The organism is Flavobacterium flavipallidum (assembly GCF_038289905.1).
Classification (GTDB): Bacteria; Bacteroidota; Bacteroidia; order Flavobacteriales; family Flavobacteriaceae; genus Flavobacterium; species Flavobacterium flavipallidum.
Genome location: NZ_JBBYHU010000041.1, coordinates 1 through 19,067, shown reverse-complemented (window position 1 = coordinate 19,067; position 19,067 = coordinate 1). Strand labels below are relative to the sequence as shown.

18 protein-coding genes and 1 tRNA gene are annotated in these 19,067 nt (G+C 30.0%); 12 read left to right on the top strand and 7 right to left on the bottom strand.

The genetic code is table 11. The features are described 5' to 3' along the window. The first annotated feature begins 175 nt into the window (after nucleotides 1-175). The 4 genes from AAEO59_RS15010 to AAEO59_RS14995 are packed head-to-tail and all read left to right on the top strand — an operon-like array spanning nucleotide 176 to nucleotide 4,501. Nucleotides 176-391, top strand: coding sequence for a DUF350 domain-containing protein (locus AAEO59_RS15010; protein ID WP_341701567.1), 216 nt, complete (start codon nucleotides 176-178; stop codon nucleotides 389-391). Beyond that, on the top strand, nucleotides 384-1,904 hold the full coding sequence (locus AAEO59_RS15005) for a polyamine aminopropyltransferase (RefSeq protein ID WP_341701566.1): 1,521 nt from the start codon (nucleotides 384-386) through the stop codon (nucleotides 1,902-1,904). The genes AAEO59_RS15010 and AAEO59_RS15005 overlap by 8 nt, the downstream gene beginning before the upstream one ends. Continuing rightward, complete coding sequence (locus tag AAEO59_RS15000; RefSeq protein WP_341701565.1) at nucleotides 1,879-3,507, top strand: flavin monoamine oxidase family protein; 1,629 nt, start codon at nucleotides 1,879-1,881, stop codon at nucleotides 3,505-3,507. The genes AAEO59_RS15005 and AAEO59_RS15000 overlap by 26 nt, the downstream gene beginning before the upstream one ends. Continuing rightward, nucleotides 3,485-4,501: a hypothetical protein gene (locus tag AAEO59_RS14995; RefSeq protein WP_341701564.1), complete on the top strand. Its 1,017-nt coding sequence runs from the start codon at nucleotides 3,485-3,487 to the stop codon at nucleotides 4,499-4,501. Before AAEO59_RS15000 ends, AAEO59_RS14995 begins: the two co-directional genes overlap by 23 nt. A gap of 54 nt (nucleotides 4,502-4,555) precedes the next feature. On the opposite strand, the gene AAEO59_RS14990 is transcribed toward AAEO59_RS14995, so the two are convergent. From AAEO59_RS14990 to AAEO59_RS14980, 3 genes are all read right to left on the bottom strand, one after another. Next, nucleotides 4,556-6,679: a Tex family protein gene (locus AAEO59_RS14990; RefSeq protein WP_341701563.1), complete on the bottom strand. Its 2,124-nt coding sequence runs from the start codon at nucleotides 6,677-6,679 to the stop codon at nucleotides 4,556-4,558. Between the two features lie 62 nt (nucleotides 6,680-6,741). Continuing rightward, nucleotides 6,742-7,971: a PD-(D/E)XK nuclease family protein gene (locus AAEO59_RS14985; RefSeq protein WP_341701562.1), complete on the bottom strand. Its 1,230-nt coding sequence runs from the start codon at nucleotides 7,969-7,971 to the stop codon at nucleotides 6,742-6,744. Nucleotides 7,972-8,010: 39 nt separating this feature from the next. After that, a complete protein-coding gene (locus AAEO59_RS14980) occupies nucleotides 8,011-9,075 on the bottom strand; it encodes an AAA family ATPase (RefSeq protein WP_341701561.1) in 1,065 nt (354 codons plus the stop codon). A 114-nt stretch (nucleotides 9,076-9,189) separates the two neighbouring features. On the opposite strand from AAEO59_RS14980, the gene AAEO59_RS14975 reads away from it, so the two are divergent. Next, complete coding sequence (locus tag AAEO59_RS14975) at nucleotides 9,190-9,453, top strand: DUF1294 domain-containing protein (protein ID WP_341701560.1); 264 nt, start codon at nucleotides 9,190-9,192, stop codon at nucleotides 9,451-9,453. Between the two features lie 66 nt (nucleotides 9,454-9,519). Here the strand turns inward: AAEO59_RS14975 and rpiB are convergent, their stop codons facing one another. Both rpiB and AAEO59_RS14965 read right to left on the bottom strand, forming a co-directional pair. Beyond that, on the bottom strand, nucleotides 9,520-9,951 hold the full coding sequence (gene rpiB, locus AAEO59_RS14970; RefSeq protein ID WP_341701559.1) for a ribose 5-phosphate isomerase B: 432 nt from the start codon (nucleotides 9,949-9,951) through the stop codon (nucleotides 9,520-9,522). 668 nt (nucleotides 9,952-10,619) lie between these two features. Further along, nucleotides 10,620-10,859, bottom strand: coding sequence for a DUF2007 domain-containing protein (locus AAEO59_RS14965; RefSeq protein ID WP_341701558.1), 240 nt, complete (start codon nucleotides 10,857-10,859; stop codon nucleotides 10,620-10,622). A 119-nt stretch (nucleotides 10,860-10,978) separates the two neighbouring features. On the opposite strand from AAEO59_RS14965, the gene rnr reads away from it, so the two are divergent. From rnr to AAEO59_RS14950, 3 genes are read left to right on the top strand one after another with little or no spacing between them, the layout of a single operon-like run. Further along, nucleotides 10,979-13,171: a ribonuclease R gene (gene rnr, locus AAEO59_RS14960; protein WP_341701557.1), complete on the top strand. Its 2,193-nt coding sequence runs from the start codon at nucleotides 10,979-10,981 to the stop codon at nucleotides 13,169-13,171. A 5-nt stretch (nucleotides 13,172-13,176) separates the two neighbouring features. Then, nucleotides 13,177-13,845 carry a head GIN domain-containing protein gene (locus tag AAEO59_RS14955; protein ID WP_341701556.1) on the top strand — a complete coding sequence of 223 codons (669 nt, stop codon included), beginning with the start codon at nucleotides 13,177-13,179 and terminating at the stop codon, nucleotides 13,843-13,845. A gap of 39 nt (nucleotides 13,846-13,884) precedes the next feature. Next, a complete protein-coding gene (locus tag AAEO59_RS14950; RefSeq protein ID WP_341701555.1) occupies nucleotides 13,885-14,565 on the top strand; it encodes a LysE family translocator in 681 nt (226 codons plus the stop codon). Between the two features lie 159 nt (nucleotides 14,566-14,724). Here the strand turns inward: AAEO59_RS14950 and AAEO59_RS14945 are convergent. Together AAEO59_RS14945 and folB are read right to left on the bottom strand one after the other, a co-directional pair. Then, a tRNA-Cys gene (locus AAEO59_RS14945) sits at nucleotides 14,725-14,795 on the bottom strand. 117 nt (nucleotides 14,796-14,912) lie between these two features. After that, complete coding sequence (gene folB, locus AAEO59_RS14940; protein WP_341701554.1) at nucleotides 14,913-15,272, bottom strand: dihydroneopterin aldolase; 360 nt, start codon at nucleotides 15,270-15,272, stop codon at nucleotides 14,913-14,915. A gap of 127 nt (nucleotides 15,273-15,399) precedes the next feature. Between folB and AAEO59_RS14935 the strand changes: the two genes are divergently transcribed. The 4 genes from AAEO59_RS14935 (at nucleotide 15,400) to AAEO59_RS14920 (ending at nucleotide 18,877) form a co-directional block, all read left to right on the top strand. Next, nucleotides 15,400-17,517 (top strand): glutamine--tRNA ligase/YqeY domain fusion protein, encoded by a 2,118-nt coding sequence (locus AAEO59_RS14935; protein WP_341701553.1) that lies wholly within the window; start codon nucleotides 15,400-15,402, stop codon nucleotides 17,515-17,517. A gap of 424 nt (nucleotides 17,518-17,941) precedes the next feature. Next, complete coding sequence (locus AAEO59_RS14930; RefSeq protein WP_341701552.1) at nucleotides 17,942-18,241, top strand: YtxH domain-containing protein; 300 nt, start codon at nucleotides 17,942-17,944, stop codon at nucleotides 18,239-18,241. Between the two features lie 28 nt (nucleotides 18,242-18,269). Continuing rightward, entirely contained in the window at nucleotides 18,270-18,620 is a 351-nt protein-coding gene (locus AAEO59_RS14925; RefSeq protein ID WP_341701551.1) for a competence protein, read from the top strand. A gap of 2 nt (nucleotides 18,621-18,622) precedes the next feature. Further along, nucleotides 18,623-18,877, top strand: a complete 255-nt coding sequence (locus tag AAEO59_RS14920; protein WP_341701550.1) for a DUF6327 family protein — start codon at nucleotides 18,623-18,625, stop codon at nucleotides 18,875-18,877. Nucleotides 18,878-19,067: the final 190 nt, after the last annotated feature.

The following is a 19,067-nucleotide window of genomic DNA, read 5'->3' as shown; positions in this document are numbered from 1 at the left end:
TAAAAACCAATTATCTCATACTCGTCTTGGGAATGTTTTTTTATGGCCTTTTTATTTATTATAATACTTCTGGTAACAGAATTTGCGATTGCGAATCGACCGAAAATTACAAACCTACTTCGACTGGCAGAAGTAGTATCAATCATTTTTACCACAAATAATAAAACGAAACAATATGGATATCTTAACTATGAAACCTGTTTTAGCTTCAATTGTATTTTCTCTTTTAGGAATACTTATTCTATTAATAACTTATTTTATCATCGAAAAAATTACTCCTGAAAATACCTGGAATCAAATATCTAAGAACAATAATGTGGCTTTAGCAATCGTTTTTGCAGCCTTCATCATTGGAATTTCAATGATTATTAGTGCTGCTATTCATGGGTAAAAAAATTTTAAAATTTGAATACCTCTTACTTTTTGCTGTATTTACCATTGCTACCTGCGGACTCGTTTACGAACTAGTTGCAGGTACACTAGCGAGTTACTTATTAGGCGATTCGGTAAAACAATTTTCTTTTATTATTGGTGTCTATCTTTTTTCGATGGGTATAGGCTCCTATTTTTCAAAATTTTTGACCAAAAACCAACTTAATACTTTTATCGAAATAGAAATTTTAGTGGGATTAATAGGAGGACTGAGTTCAGTTATTCTATTTCTGTTATTTGAAAGTATCTACTCCTTTCAATTTATACTTTACTTTCTTGTTTTTGTAACCGGATGTTTAGTAGGATTAGAAATACCACTTCTAATGAATATCCTAAAAGATAAGGTTGAATTTAGAGACTTGGTATCTAATGTTTTTACCTTTGATTACATAGGAGCATTGCTAGCCTCTATCCTGTTTCCGCTCATTTTAGTTCCAAAATTGGGCATTATGGGCACTTCATTGTTCTTTGGAATGATCAATGTTTCCATCGCCATTGCTTTGTGTTATTTGCTTAAAAAAGAAATCAAAAAAATACACTTTTTAAAAACTAAAGCCATCTTATCGTTCTTGATTTTGCTAACCGTATTTTTGTTTTCAGACAAAATTTTATCCTTTTCTGAAGGAAAATTATATGGAGAAAATATTATTTATACTAACACAACCCCTTATCAAAGAATTGTTTTAACCCACAATAAAAATGATTATAGATTGTATCTCAACAATAATCTTCAATTTAGCTCTGCCGATGAATACCGTTATCATGAAGCTTTAGTTCATCCTGCTTTATCTATGGCCAAAAACGTGGATAATGTTTTGGTTCTGGGAGGTGGTGATGGACTGGCCGTTAGGGAAATTTTAAAATACAAAGATGTTAAAAAAATAACACTGGTCGATCTTGATGAAGGCATGACCAAAATGTTCAAAACTAATACCATATTAACTAGTTTTAATAAAAACTCACTCAACAATAATAAAGTTACTCTTTACAACAAAGACGCTTACATTTGGGCCAAAAACTGTCAAGAAAAGTTTGACGTGGTGATAATTGATTTTCCGGATCCGTCTAATTATAGTTTAGGAAAATTATACTCACTTAACTTTTATACCACCATTCAAAAATTATTAAAAAAGGATGCATTACTAGTCATACAAACTACTTCCCCATATTTTGCTCCAAAATCTTTTTGGTGTATTAATAAAACGGTAATGCAGGTTTTGCCACAAGTAGATGCTTATCACGCTTATGTTCCATCCTTTGGTGAATGGGGTTATACTATTGCCATTAATGGATTTGGAACCACTTTCAATACGGTAAACCGAAAATTAAATAACCTTCGTTTTTACAATTATCAATTTGATCAGTTCAATTATTTTTCCCAAGATATGATTTCAAACGACATTGAAATCAATCGATTGGATAACCAAATTTTAGTACGCTATTTCGATGAAGAATGGGGAAAATTACAATAATTCGCGAAGGAATTTCTTCAAAATAGTCGCGGCTTCCTTGCTGGCTATCCCTTTATTAGATAGTTGTAAAGAAAAAGCAATTACACTTTTAATTCGGTTATCCGGAACCAATCATATTTTAGGTCATCAGTTGCGTGTGCAAAATTTTCCAAAACCAACTCAGGAAATTTCAATTCCCTACTTAATTGTTGGCGGTGGAATTTCGGGTTTAAGTGCCGCAAGACAATTAACTAAAAAAGGAATTACTGATTTTCTGATGGTTGAATTAGAAGATCATTTGGGCGGAAATTCATCCAATGGAGAAAATAAATATTCTAAATATCCATTGGGCGCGCATTATTTACCCTTACCTAATATGGAAGACAAAGCCTTATTGGAATTTTTAGAAGAAGAAAAAATCATATTGGGTTATGACGCTAAGGGTTTTCCAAAATTTGATGAAACACAACTTACTATTGCCCCAGATGAACGTTTATTTTACAAAAACAATTGGCATGAAGGTTTAGTTCCAAAAGAAGGAAATACTTCTCTTGAAGATGAAGAAATCAATCGTTTTTTTAAACTGATGGATGGATATAGAACTCAAAAAGATAAACAGGGAAAATATTCGTTTATGATTCCCCTATCCGAATCTTCAAGGGATGAAGCTTTAAAAGAATTAGATGCTATCACAATGAAACAATGGTTTGAAAACAACCACTTTTCGTCGATTCCATTATATAATTATATTGATTATTGTTGTAGAGATGATTTTGGTTTAGGAATCGCATATGTTTCAGCTTATGCCGGTATTCATTACTTTGCAGCAAGAAAACAAAATGCTTCTCAAAACCATCAGGATACCGTTCTTACCTGGCCGGAAGGAAATGCCCGATTAGCACATCATTTGCAAAAATATGTAAAAGACAAATCGTTAAAAAACCATTTAGTTTATGCATTAGAAATCAAAAATGATAAAGCTGTCGCAAAAGTTTTTGACAATAAAACTAAAATTTCTATCACTATAACAGCCGATAAAATTTTGCTTGCAACTCCTCAGTTTGTAAACCAATATCTATTGGAAAACAGAAAAAATTTGACATCTAATTTTCATTACACACCTTGGTTATTAGCAACCTTGATAATTTCGGATTTGACGGATAACGGAAGTTATCCCCTATGTTGGGACAATGTAATTTACGGAGCAAAAGGTTTAGGATATGTATATGATCAACAGCAGTCTTTACAGCAACTTCAGGACAAAAAAGTAATTACGTATTACTACAGTTTTTCGTCTTCTGATCTAAAAAAAACTCGAAGAGCATTGTATAAAAAATCCAAAGAATACTGGAAACAAATGGTATTTAATGATCTAAAAATAGCTCATCCAACTATAGAAATAGACACCGAAAGTATTGAAATTCATTTATTAGGTCACGGAATGATTAGTCCGGTACCAGGTTTTATTTTTGGATCTGCCAAAAAAGAAGCCTCCAAAACAATTAATGATACAATCTATTTTGCTCATAGCGATTTATCGGGAATTTCGATTTTTGAAGAAGCATTTCATCAGGGAATTAACGCAGTAAACAGAATGATTGATGGAACAACCTTGGATTCATAAAGCAAAAACGGATAGTTTATTTATACTATTGCCTTCCTTTTTGGTAGTCGCAATAGTATTTATATTCCAACAACAACTTCAGGAAATAGAAGATAAATATTCCTTTTATACCTGGCTTTTTTTAATTGTTTTTATTGATGTGGCACATGTTTATGCTACTTTATTTAAAACCTATTTTGTAGCTGAGGAATTTCAAAAAAGAAAAAAGTTATTGATTGGATTACCTATTTTATGTTTTCTCATCGGAATGTTTTTGTTTTCTTTTGGGAGTGGTGTTTTTTGGTCTGTATTAGCTTATATTGCCGTTTTTCACTTCATACGTCAGCAATATGGTTTTATGCGCTTATATGCGCGAAAAGAACCTAAAAAATGGGCTTGGATAGATAACTTGATTATTTATACTGCCACCATTTATCCTATGCTGTTTTGGTTTTTAACGCTTCCGCGAAAATTTAACTGGTTTGTTGAAAATGAATTTTTACATTTTCAAAATCCATTTTTAATAACAATTTTAAGTTGGATATATGGTTTTATAATCCTTTTTTATGCAATTAGAACCATCTATTTATGGACTAAAACCAACTATTTCAATATTCCAAAAAATGCGATAATTGTAGGAACCATGTTCTCCTGGTATTTCGGAATCGTGTATTTCAATAATGATTTAATTTTTACTTTACTCAATGTCGTTTCCCACGGAATCCCTTATATCGCATTGATTTATTTGAAAGAAATAGATAAAAAAACAGTCGCAGAATTGAATTGGCTACATTATTTCAAACATTTCAAAGGACTCATCCTCTTCCTTTCTATTTTACTTTTTATAGCTTTTTTCGAAGAATATCTTTGGGAAATATTAGTTTGGAACGAACAATTTTCAAGCACAACAAAAGATTTTTCCAATTGGTATTTTTTAATTGTACCAATGTTGACAGTACCTCAATTTACCCATTATCTTTTGGATGGTTTTATTTGGAAAACAAAGAAAAAATAAAATCCCAAAATCCAAATAGCTTAATTGGATTTTGGGATTTTATTTTCAATGATTTTACAAAATCATCGTCAACTGAATACGTTTTCTGTCCTCATCCACTTCTGTAACTTTCACTTGAACTTGTTGGTGTAATTTCACTACTTCGTTGACATCACTCACAAATCCGGCTTTCAATTGGGAAATGTGAACCAAACCACTTTCTTTGATTCCTAAATCTACAAAACAACCAAAATTGGTAATATTATTGACAATTCCCGGTAAAACCATTCCGATTTTAAGGTCTTTTATGGTTTTTACATTCGGGTCAAATTCAAAGATTTTGGCTGCTTTTCGAGGATCTAATCCCGGTTTTTCCAATTCTTTGATAATGTCTTTGATTCCCAAAATCCCAATGGCTTCATTGGTATAATTTTCAGCTTTAATCAGCGCTGTTTTTTCTTTATTCGCAATTAAATCATCAACCGAAATTTTTAAATCCTTTGCCATTTTTTCGACAATTTCATAAGCTTCCGGATGTACCGCCGAGTTGTCCAAAGGATTTTTTCCTTCTTTAATTCGGATAAAAGCCGCTCCTTGTTGAAAGGCTTTTTCACCTAAACGAGGTACTTTTTTCAATTGTTTTCTATCTTGAAATGCACCATTTTCTGAACGGTATTGCACAATATTTTCGGCCAATTTCTCCCCTATTCCACTCACATAGCTCAACAAATGTTTACTCGCTGTGTTGATATTGATTCCTACCGAATTCACACAACGAATCACCGTATTATCCAATTCCTCTTTTAGTTTGCTTTGATCCACATCGTGTTGGTATTGGCCGACGCCAATGGCTTTAGGATCTATTTTTACCAATTCGGCCAAAGGATCGCTCAAACGACGACCAATAGAAACCGAACCACGCACTGTTACATCATAATTAGGAAATTCTTCACGGGCAATTTTGGAAGCCGAATACACCGAAGCACCGGCCTCCGAAACAACAAATACCTGTATCGGCTTGTCAAATGCAATTTTTTTAATGAAAAATTCGGTTTCTCTCGAAGCAGTTCCGTTTCCGATAGAAATCGCTTCAATATTGTAAGCATTGACCATCGAACGGATTTTTTTCATAGCCATAGACGTTTCATTTTGTGGCGCATGCGGATAAATGGTTTCGTTATACAACAAATCTCCTTTTTCATCCAAACAAACCACTTTACAGCCACTTCTAAATCCTGGATCAATAGCTAAAATGCGTTTTTCTCCCAAAGGTGGCGCCAACAATAATTGTCCCAAATTATTAGCAAAAACCTGAATCGAATTGGCATCTGCCTTAGCTTTGGCTTCCTGCAAAATTTCGTTAGAAATAGCAGGTTGCAACAATCTTTTGTAACTGTCCTCAATCGCTAGTTGCACATGCGGTGTAGTTGCATTTTGCCCTTTTAAAACCAATTCGTCAATGATATCATACACTTCCTCTAAATCAGCTTCTACTTTAAACTTGATAAAACCTTCGTTTTCGGCACGTAACATGGCTAATAAACGATGTGAGGGCGCTTTAGTAATGGGTTCCGACCAATCAAAATACTGATTGAATTTTTGAGCTCCCTCCTCCTCTTTTTTGGATTTCACCACTTTGGTAGTGATTGTCGCTTTTCGTTGGTACAATCGTCTTAATTGTTTGCGAACAAAGATATTTTCGTTAATCCATTCGGCAATGATATCTCTTGCACCCTGTAAAGCAGCATCTTCATTGATTACATTTTCATTCAAATATTTGGAAGCTAAAAATTCCACGTCATCATTGTTTTGAGCCATGATAATTTTTGCCAAAGGTTCTAATCCATTTTCGCGAGCTACATCGGCCTTTGTTTTTTTCTTCTTTTTGTATGGCAAATAAAAATCTTCCAATTCCTGCAAATCAAAACTTTGTTCGATTTTTTTCTCTAATTCTGGCGTCAAGGCTTTTTGCTCTTCTATAGATTTAAGAATGGCTTCTTTACGTTTTATAATGCTTTCGTATTCTTTTTGAAGTTTAGCGATTTGTTCAATAACCGTTTCATCAAGATTTCCGGTCATGTCTTTTCGATAACGGGAAATAAACGGAATCGTACAATCTTCTTCTAATAATAGAACTGTATTTTGAATGTTTATGGCTGCTGTATTAACAGACTTGGCGATGAATTGTATGTTAGTCATTACTTGAATTTTCTAGTCGCAAAGATGCAAAGTGTTTCGCAAAGTTTATAAAGGTTTTTAATTCATTCTGAAATTAAAGCATCAAAATTGTTTACTTCTTCATTGATTATATTTTCAACAAATAGTTTTACAAACCTCTCCATATTTTTTTGATCTATCAAACGAAATGTATTTTCTGAATTGAAATTTGAAAAATTAATTTCATTAAAAAAATCCTCTTCAAATTCATTTTTAAATAATTTATTCTCTGTTTGAGTGGCTAATAAACCCCATGATAAATTTCCAAAACCAGAAATATATCCCTCTCTTTTATTCTTAAAATTAAATTTAATACCATAATTAAAAAATTTATTTTTATGAGTGATATCAGTAATTAACTTTTCAAAACTTTCATTATAATCTTGATACAATCTTACATTTTCAAATTCTTTATTTTTCATTTCTTTTATTAAATACAACCAAAATTCATGAGTAGTATGCCATTTCACATGTTTGAAATTTTCAATTAGAAATTTAGCACCTTGCCAATTATTAGAAATTTTATCTTTTAATTCTAATTTTTCATCTGTTGTTATATCATTATTAGTCATTTCTTTTATAATTTTTAAATATTGAATAATAAATTCTTTTACAAATTGATTTTCATCCAATCTTACTTGTATACATTTTTCTAGCCAATTTATGATTTCTACACCGTAATAAATTTCTCCTTTCCAACTTTTATTAAAAGGTTCATTTTTTAAAATTCCTAAACTTTCATCACTTGGTTTTTTATCAATACTCAAATAATAAACATAAACTGTATTACATTTAAAATCATTATTAATCTTGCCGTGTACATCAATACCTGTGTTAATTGTATTAAAATATCTTTCTAACTGTCCATCATATCCATCATACTTTTTCCTTTCTTCAATTTTATTACTATCATTAGCATAAATTTTATTTTCAATAATAATTGCTTGCTTTTTAAGCTTATTTATTATCAAAATATCTATTTCTTTAAACTCAATTTTTTTTTCTTCGTTAGGGAAAATTTGACAATTAGACAAGTCAAATTCATTTTCATTTAATTTTAATACATCTCTAACAAAAATTTCTAAAAAAAATTTTTTTTGACCATGTTTTGATTTTGGACAAATTAAGTATGAGATAAACCTCGAATGTAAGTTAACTTCATCTGTTCTTTTATGTAGAGCATCAAAAACATTAAATTTATTTTTCTCATTTTCATTATCGTATTTGATTTTTACATCTTTAATACTTGCTAATAAATTCTCTAAATTTTGCATACAATATTTTATTTTTTAAAATCAATTATATTTTTTTAACTAAAACCCTATAACACTTGTCTTCTCTTGAAAATGACTTTCGTTTTGGTTATAAATATCGGTAAGGATTGTTGGTTTAAGAATTTCTTTTTTAAAACCTAATTTATCCGAAAGTTGCTGCGCTTTGCTAACCTCTAATTCCTTAAACTCATATTTGGCAATCAAACGTCCTTTTCGCATTAATGCTGAATCCACTTTGGATAAATCGGTATTAAAAGAACAAATAATCTGAATATTCAAGCAATCGGAAAGTAAGCCATCGGAAATATTCAACAATGCGGATACAGCAGAAGAATCATTTTCACCTCTTTTCATAACTATATTTTCAGCATCTTCTATAACAAAAACAGAATTTGGATTATCAATTAATATTGAAAGTAAATCGGGATTTGTAATAGAACTAGCCATATTTGGCGGTAAAAAAATCACCTTTTTTTTAACAGAAGATATCAAAAATCGAATATAAGATGTTTTTCCTGTTCCTGGTTTTCCATGTAACAAAATCAATCCTTTTTCATTATTTTTGGTTAATCTTTTATAAATAATTTGATGAATTTCCTTAAAATCATCGTTATAATTATCTTCTATTTTTAGTTTTGGTTTTTTGATTTTAAAAAATGTGGTTTCTATTCCATGGCTAGTATTTATAAGTAATGAAATCTCCTGTGATTGTTTTTTTACTCTTTTCTTAAATTGAATTAATTCTATTGTACTCGTTTGTATTTTTTCACTTTGATTTTCATTAAAAAGAAAACAAATACGATTTCTTTCCATAGAAAATACTATTATAATGTTATCCAAAATACAGTAAATTTCCTTAAATTTTGGTTTTGTTTCGTTTTCAAATGCTTCTTTTTTATAAAAATGTTCTTTAATTTCATTTTTATATTTTTTTAAAAAATGATTTTTAGCTTTTTCACAATCAATATTTTCTTCTATAATATTATTTGGTATTGAATTAAAATATAGTAAAAACAAGTCATAAACATTAACATACTGATTATGGTTTCTTAATTCGAATAAATTACTTGTATTTCTATTAATTAGTGATTCTGTTAAATTCATCTTTTTCTTGCAAATCAAAAAAATTAAATTTGATTATAGAAATTGAAAGGAGAGTATTTTCAAAGAAATTATAAAAAAACAACAATTAATTGATTACTAATTAATTAAAATCTAATGCTACTTTTATTCTACTATTTTTTGATTACTAACATTTTTGGATTTATCCAAATTGCTTATGATAAAAAACAAGCTATAAAGGAAAAAAGAAGAATTTCGGAGCGAAGATTATTAGGAGTTATTTTACTTGGCGGAATTATTGGCAGTGGACTTTCTATGTTGATTTTCAGACATAAAACGGCAAAATCTTCATATTTATTAAAATATTTTGGAATTTTATTACTTCAATTGTTAATATTATATTGGTTATACAAACAATAAAAAAAGCCCGGTGAATGACCGAGCTTTGTGTTAAATTTTGGTGCGAAGCACCGCGAATTTTTTTACTTATTGACAAGCAATTTTATTCACTCTGTTTTGATGTCTTCCACCTTCAAAAGCAGTTTCTAAAAAAGTTTCCACAATTTCAATAGCTTGTTGAATCGATGTATATCTAGCCGGAATACTCACAATGTTAGCATCATTGTGTAAACGGGTTAAATAAGCAATTTCTTTAGTCCAGCATAAACCTGCTCTTACTCCTGCATGTTTATTAACAGTCATGGCAATTCCATTTCCGCTTCCACAAATTACAATTCCAAAATCAGCTTTTCCTTCTTCAACATCAGAAGCAACTGGATGTCCAAAATCAGGATAATCTACAGAAGCCTCTGTATCAGTACCATAATTAGTAACCTGATGTCCTTTTGACTCTAAATATTGAACAATTGCTTTCTTATATTCTGGTCCCGCGTGATCGTTTCCTATTGAAATTTTCATTTTTTATGTATTTAATTTGCAGCAAATTTACCAAAACTAATTGTAATTCATTCTTTTTAAAAAAGGAAAAACTATTGTTTTCTAATTTGATATATAATAATCTATAAATGAGTAAAATAAGTAGTTTATCAACACTTTTAATAATTCATAAATAACTGAAAATCAATAAATACTTTATATTTTATTTGTTAAAATTTTACGTTGTTAATATTGGTTTATAATTAACTGATTTTCAGTTAACTTTAATTTAACATAAATTGTTGATAACTATGAAAAGAAAATTAGAACTTTTTTTTGGTTGCAAACAAAAATTTTATAATCAAAAACTGAAATTAAAAATCCAAACAAAGTTTCGGGAATTTTTAGAATAGTTATTCATATTTAAAATTGAGGTTATCAACAATTATTAACAATGAACTTATTTACATTTTAAATAAATTTTAGGTTATCAACGGTTGTTAATTATATTTTAAAAATCCTTAAAAATTAAATATTTAGCTTCAAATAACTATGTTAATAACTCTTGATAACAAGGAAAAACTTCATTTAAAAACAAATTCTAAAATAATTATTGCAACTATTAACACACTATAATAACAATAAATAATTTTTAAAATTTTAAAATTTCTTTTTTATAATAATAGTATATGTTGACAACTTTGAAAAGTTTAAACAATTTTTAGATTGTTATTGTATTTCATTTCCTGAAGAATCGATTTTACTGTTTCAAAATCGTTAGGATGAATTTTTAATTTGATTCCGCCAAGAGCAGTTGAATACATTGGTGCGATGGAAGACATAATTTCGTTTTCAAAATAGTATTGCAAAGATTCCTGATCTAAACGGTGTTTTAGTATTTCGATTTCGTGAACGTAATCGAAAGTAGCAATGGTAATGAAGGCTTCCATATCGATGATTTTTTTATAGTTTGAAACTATTCTTTATACGTTATATTTTATTTAAAACTGATTCTTTTCTTTAGAACTGCCTAACTATTTCGTAATTTTCCACTTTCAAGAAAAGACCTATGGGAAAAAGATTAAGAAAGCCTGCTAAAAAAGAGAAAAGTTTCTCTGATAAAATTATAAAAATATTATCTAACAGTGCTAATAAAGCCTTTAATTATAAGCAGATAGCTGCTATTTTAGATAAAGATGATACACAAAGCAGAAATCAAATTATAAAAGATTTAAAGATTCTTGCTGCCGAAAAGAGAATCACAGAATCAGAACCGGGAAAATATTTAATCAAAGCGGTTAGCCAGGATTATTACGAAGGAACCATAGATATGACGAGTCGTAAAACAGCTTATTTTATATGTGAGGATTTTGAAGAAGATATTTTTATTCCAACTAATAATTTAAATCGTGCTTTAGATAAAGACAGAGTAAGTGTTTACGTTTATAATCGAAGAAGAGGAAAACGTCCTGAAGGAGAAGTAATTAAAGTTTTAGAAAGAGCTAAAACTGATTTTGTTGGCGTAATTGATATTCAAAAAAACTTTGCTTTTGTTTCGACTGCCAATCCAAAAATGTACACGGATATTTTTATTCCAAAAGATAATTTGGGTGAGGCTCAAAATGGAGATGTCGTTTTAGTTCATATCGAAGATTGGCCTAAAAGAGCTGATTCTCCTTTTGGAAAAGTAGTGAAAGTTTTAGGAAGACCAGGAGAGCACGATACCGAAATTCATGCTATTTTGGCCGAATATGGTTTGCCAGCTGAATTTCCAATTGAGGTTGAAACCTATGCTCAAAAAATTGATACTTCAATTACTGAAGCTGAAATTGCTAAGCGTCGTGATATGCGAGATACGCTGACTTTTACCATTGATCCAAAAGATGCTAAGGATTTTGATGATGCACTTTCTTTTAAAAAATTAGAAAATGGAAACTACGAAATTGGTATTCACATTGCCGATGTTTCGCATTATTTAGAAGAAGGAACTATCCTGGATGATGAAGCTTATCAACGAGCCACTTCGGTGTATTTGGTGGATAGAGTAGTGCCAATGCTTCCTGAAGTATTATCTAATTTTGCCTGTTCGTTGCGTCCGCAGGAAGAGAAATATACTTTTTCAGCTGTGTTTGAAATTACCGAAAAATGTCAGGTGGTCAATCAATGGTTTGGTCGTACCGTAATTTTTTCTGATCAACGTTTTGCCTACGAAGAAGCACAATATATCATTGAGACTAAAAACGATGTAATTCCGGAAGAAATTTCATTAACCGGAGCTTCTTATCAGGTTTCTCCGGAAATTGTCTCAGCAACGCTTAAATTGGACGAATTAGCTAAAATTTTCCGTAAAAGAAGAATGAATGAAGGTGCTATTTCATTTGATAAAGTTGAAGTAAAATTTAATTTGGATGCTGATGGCGAACCAGAAGGTGTTTATTTTAAAATTGCTAAAGATGCCAATCATTTGATTGAAGAGTTTATGTTATTGGCCAATAGGAGAGTAGCGGAGTTTATTGGAAAACAAAAGAAAACATTTGTTTATCGTATTCACGACGAACCAAATGAAGATAAATTGATTGCGATGCAAAACGTAATTGCAAAATTTGGTTATAAAATTGATTTCCGTAATCCGGGTGATATCTCTAAATCGTTGAACAAATTGATGGAAGATGTTGCCGGAAAAAAAGAACAGAATTTAATTGATACATTGGCTATCAGAAGTATGAGTAAGGCCAAATATTCTACAGATAACATTGGTCATTACGGATTAGCATTTGATTATTATTCTCATTTTACTTCACCTATTCGTCGTTATCCTGATGTTATGGTACATCGTTTGTTGCAATATTATTTAGATGGAGGAAAATCAGCTGATGAGGAATTATTTGAAACAAAATGTTTGCATTGTTCTACCATGGAAGGCTTAGCAACCAATGCCGAAAGAGATTCTATCAAATACATGCAGGTAAAATACATGCAGGATCATCAGGATCAAGAGTTTTTAGGAGTCATTTCGGGTGTGACTGAGTGGGGAATTTATGTTGAAATTGTAGAAAATAAATGTGAAGGAATGATCAGAACCCGTGATATAAAAGAAGATTATTACACCTTTGATGAGAAACAATATGCACTTGTTGGAGCAACTTCTAACAAGTTATTACAATTAGGAGACGAAATTTACGTTAAAGTTAAAAATGCCGATTTAGTTAAAAAACAATTGGATTTTAATTTTTTAAGAAGATCAGAAGAAACAGTAAATTAATGAAAATGAAAAAAGTATTTTTAGTAGCAATTGCAATTACATCACAAGTAACATTTGCACAAATAACCAAAAAATTAGGTGATTTTAATTCAGTAAAAGTATTTGATAAACTGAAAGTTACGTTAATAGCTTCGAATGAAAATAAGGTTGTTATTAGCGGAGATAAAGAAAAAGAAGTAGAAGTTGTGAATAACAATGGAGAACTGAAATTAAGAATGCAATTAAAACAAATGCTATCCGGAGATGCAGTTTCAATCAAATTGTATTATAAAAATATAGATGAAATTTCAGCAAATGAAGGTGCTACAGTTACTGGAGACGGAGTTTTTAAACAAACAATTTTTGATCTAAGCGTAAAAGAAGGTGCTAAAATCAATGTACAGGTTGATGCTCAAAAAGTAAACGTAAAAGCGGTGACTGGTGGTGTGATTGAATTGAATGGAGCTGCTGCTAATCAGGATGTAGTTATCATGTCAGGTGGAATATTGAAAGCCAGAAATTTACATACTTCTCAAACTACCGTAAATCTTTCGGCTGGTGGAAATGCTGAAATTTATGCCAGTACTTTAGTTGATGCAAAAGTAAAAGCTGGAGGTACGGTTTCTATCTACGGAAAACCTAAACAAATTAATCAACAAACAATTTTAGGAGGGAAAATCGAAGAAAAAGAATAAAAAAAATGTATTTTTATTCTCGAATAAATTCTAAAATTAATGATTAACGATATTTTATCGGGTATTCCATGGGGAGTTTTCCTGAGTTTTATGATTGGTCCTGTTTTTTTTATTTTACTGGAAACCAGTATTGTAAAAGGTTTCAGGGCCGCTCTTGTTTTTGATTTAGGAGTAGTTTCCGGTGATATTATTTTTATAGCTATTGCTTATTTAGGAAGTTTTAGATTAATACAAAGTTTGAAAGATAAACCGGCTCTCTTTATTTTTGGAGGGATATTAATGCTGGCTTACGGTGTTATTTCTTATATCGGTTTGCATAAAGAAAAACGAATTAACACGAAAAAAATAGATAACGAGATTATTAAAAAAGACTATTTTGGATTGTTTATAAAAGGTCTTTTTCTGAATGTTATCAACATTGGAGTTTTAGGTTTTTGGTTAGCTGTTATTATTTCAGTAGGTCCTAAATTAGATATGCAAACTTCCAGAATGATGACTTTTTTTAGTACCGTAATTATCACTTACTTACTGGTTGATTGTATTAAAATTTTATTGGCTAAACAATTACAATCGAAGATGACTCCCGGAAATATTCTCAGAATTAAAAAAGGAATCAGTATTGTTTTGATGGTTTTTGGAGTAGTACTAATCACTCAGGGTTGGTTTCCAAAAGAAAAAGAAATGGTTACTAAAGCCTTTCAGAATATGGATAAAGAATAATAAAGTTGAAAATTGAAACCGCTATGAAAAGCGGTTTTTTTATATCATTGCGAGTGCAGCGAAGCAATTACATAACGAGAATAACTAAGTAGGATTGCTTCGCTGCGCTCGCAATGACTAAACATAAAAAAAAGAGACACATTTCTGTATCTCTTTTTGAGGCATCGTCCGGATTCGAACCGGAGTAGGAGCTTTTGCAGAGCCCAGCCTAGCCGCTCGGCCACGACGCCATTGTTTTAATGGACTGCAAAGGTAAAATAAATAATCTAAATTCCAAATGTCAAATTCCAAATAAAAAAACTTAATTCTATTCTTTTAGAATTTGGAATTTATTAATAGTTGGTATTTTAATTTCTATTTTCTTCTAATATAATGGTAACTGACTCAACATCACCACCAATAGGAGGATTGATTTTAGAAACTTCAACTGTAGTTTTCATAACCATAGGCAATTCATTAAAAATTCTGGTATTGATTCTTTTAGCCACATGTTCTAATAATTGCGAACGAATTGCCATTTCTTCTACAACAATTTTATTTAAATGAACATAATCTACCGTATCTGCTAATTCATCTGATTGAGTTGATTTTTGTAAATCAGCTTTAATTTCTAAGTCAACTGTATATTCAGAGCCTATTTTTCCTTCTTCAACTAAGCAGCCGTGATAGGAAAAAGTGCGTATATTTTTTAGTTTAATAGTTTGCATGAAGATGTTTTATAGGGTTGAAAAGTGCAAATATATTTCATTTTTATAGATTTTAAACAAATAAGCAATTCTATGAATTCTTATTTAATGAACTATTTTGATAACTTTGTTGTTTTAAAATTAAGACATGTCAACTGAAGAAAAATCACTGCATTTTATAGAACAAATTATTGAAGAAAACTTAGCAAAAGGTTTTCCACAAAATAAATTAAGATTCCGTTTTCCTCCTGAACCTAATGGTTATTTACATATTGGACACGCTAAATCAATTTGTTTGAATTTTGGTTTAGGTTTAAAATATAATGCGCCTGTAAATTTACGTTTTGATGATACCAATCCGGCCAAAGAAGAGCAGGAGTATGTAGATGCTATTAAGGAAGATTTACAATGGTTAGGTTTCCAATGGGATAAGGAATTATATGCTTCTGATTATTTCCAGCAGTTGTACGATTGGGCTATTATTTTGATTAAAAAAGGTAAAGCCTATATTGATAGTCAGTCTTCTGAAGCGATGGCCGAACAAAAAGGAACGCCTTCTCAGCCTGGAGTTGATAGTCCGTATAGAAATCGTTCTGTGGAAGAGAATTTAGCTCTTTTTGAAAGAATGAAAAATGGTGAATTTGCTGAAGGAACACATATTTTAAGAGCTAAAATTGACATGAGTTCTTCTAATATGTTGATGCGTGATCCTATTATGTACCGCATTTTACACAAAGAACATCATCGTACGGGTGATGAATGGTGTATATATCCTATGTATGATTATACGCATGGAGAAAGTGATTATTTAGAGCAAATTTCGCATTCAATTTGTACCCTAGAATTTGTAATGCACCGTGAATTATACAACTGGTTTTTAGATCAAATATATGATGAAAATTTGGTTAGACCACATCAATACGAATTTGCCCGTTTGAACCTGAATTATACTGTAATGAGTAAAAGAAAACTGTTACAATTGGTTCAGGAAAATCATGTAAACGGTTGGGATGATCCTCGTATGCCTACTATTTCTGGTTTAAGAAGAAGAGGTTATACAGCTGCTTCTATTAGAAAATTCTGTGAAAATATTGGAGTTGCTAAACGTGAAAATATCATTGATTTTTCTCTTTTAGAGTTTTGTTTACGTGATGATTTGAATAAAACTGCACCTAGAGTTATGGCAGTTTTAGATCCAGTTAAGTTGGTAATTACTAATTATCCTGAAGGAAAAGAGGAGTGGTTAGAGGCTGAAAATAATCAGGAAGATGAATCTGCTGGATTTAGAAAAGTTCCTTTTTCTAAAGAATTATATATAGAAAGAGAAGATTTTTTAGAAGAAGCTCCGGCTAAATTTTTCCGTTTAAGTTTAGGTAACGAAGTACGTCTTAAAAATGCCTATATCATTAAAGGTGAAAGTGTTGTAAAAGATGCTAATGGAAATATTACCGAAATTCATGTAACTTATGATACTGATTCTTTGAGTGGAAGTGGGACAGAAGCTTCTAAAAGAAAGGTAGCGGGAACCTTGCATTGGGTTTCTATAAATCATGCTATTGAAGCTGAAGTACGTCTATACGATCGCCTATTTACAGATGAAGCACCAGATAGTCATAAAGAAAAAAGCTTCCTTGAATTTATCAATCCTAACTCTTTATCAGTTGTAAAAGGATTTTTGGAACCAAGTCTTGCATCGGCAGTTTCTGGTGATAAGTTCCAATTTCAACGTTTGGGTTATTTTACTGTTGATAAAGATGCCACAACTTCAAAATTAGTATTTAACAAGGCTGTAGGTTTGAAAGATGCTTGGGAAGAAAAAGGAAAAAAAGAAGTTAATAGTATCAATAATGCTTTAAAAGATATTAATAAATATTTCAAAGTAAGTACTCGTGAAGAGCGTATTGCAATTAGAACCTCGATAGGTGAGACCCTTGCCGGAATTTTAAATTATAGTTTGTTACAAAATTCATTTAAGAAAAATATCAACAATAATAAAAGTTCGTTGTTATTTGCTAATTTGATTTTAAAATATTCAGTTTTAAAAACAACTGATTATGAAGAAGAGGAATTACAAAAGTTATTCACGATGTCTTTAAGAAGTGAATCTACTTTTGTTCGATCAAGAGCTATTTTAAATTTAAACAAATTAGATTTCGATTCGGACTTCAAAAATTCCTTTAAAGATGAAATTTTGAAATTAAAAGAAAATCCTCCTAAGAGTTCTACCGAAAGAGAATTGGAATTTATAGCAGAATTTTTAAAATAAATTTTTACTATCAAAAAGCGCGTATTAAGCGCTTTTTTTTATTATTATAAAAAACTATTTTAATTTTTAAAACTATAATTTTTATAGATTAAAATCGGCTTTCATATTTTGATTTTAAGCCATTTTTTAAAATCCTTTAATAAAATAGTTATCTTTTAAATTTTCGTTTAACAGAGCGTTTTATTTTAATTTTTAGTCTTTTTTTATCAATTTTCATGTTAGAAAATGTTGCTTTGGTAGATTTGATTCGAATTTGAAATTTTTGGAAAAAATTGATTATATAATTTCTCAATTTTATTAAAGATTATTTTTGAAAGCTATCATTTTTAAAGAGTGCGAATTTTAGAACTTTTTATAACATTTCTATAAATAGTATGTTTGAATTAATTAGTATCTTTATAAGAAACTTAAAAAATAACATATTATGGCAAGTAGTACAGGAAAAACTTTGATAGCTCTTGCAAGTGGAGCTGCAATAGGAGCGGTGTTAGGAATTTTGTTTGCTCCTGATAAAGGAGAGAAAACCAGACAAAAAATTAAAGATGGTTACAAAGATCTTGAAAAAGATATGAAAACTAAATTAGCTAATGCTAAAATTGATTTAGAAGAAAGTTATGAAGATATGATTTCTAATATGAGTTATAAAACAGAAGATGTAATCACTTTTTTAGAAAAGAAATTGGCTGATTTAAAAGAGAAGAATGCTAAATTTCATAAAAATTAATTGCTTCAAAATATAGAAAAACAATATTATGGCTTTTGATGAATTAAAAGAACATACCGAAAATATCCAGGATCAAACTAAAGAATATATAGAAAAGAATCTTTCTTACTATAAACTATTAGCGTTTAAGATGGCTATGAAGTCAACTACTTTGATTTTTAAGTTTACCTTAATTTTGCTCTGTATTTGTATGGTTCTTTTATTTTGTTCAATAGCTTTAGCCTTTGCTTTGGCCAAATTTTTTGGTAGTTATACTATTGGTTTTCTTTGTGTTGGTTTGATTTATTTGCTTTTCACCGGCTTGTTATTTTTGGTAAAAGACAAAATTGTTGAAGGACCAATCTTAGAGAAATTTTCAGAAATCTTTTTTAATGAATAATTATGGCTGCTAAAAAATATTCATCATATGCTCAAATTGACAATGAATTAGAAATTTTGAAAGTTGAAAAAGAAATTAGTTATCAAAAGTTGGTTTTAAGCATTGAAAAGACAAAAGAAAGCCTTTCATTAGTGAGTGTTGCTGCTAATGTTGTAGATACTATTAAAAGTACTTTTTTTAGCTCCTACGGCACGATTTTAAGGTTTTTGATACCAATTATTATTAAATGGTTTAGAAATAAAAAAAGAGGCGATTAAGTAGTCATGGTCGGAAGATTATTCTTCCGACTTTTTTTGTTATATAAGTCATATAAATCAATAATTCGATCCATAATTTTATGTGTTTATATTGCTTAAATGAATGAAATTTCTTATATTTATAATTGTAAATATAGATATAATGAGTACTTTTAGAGATCACAAAATTTCACTTAAACAGATTTTAGAG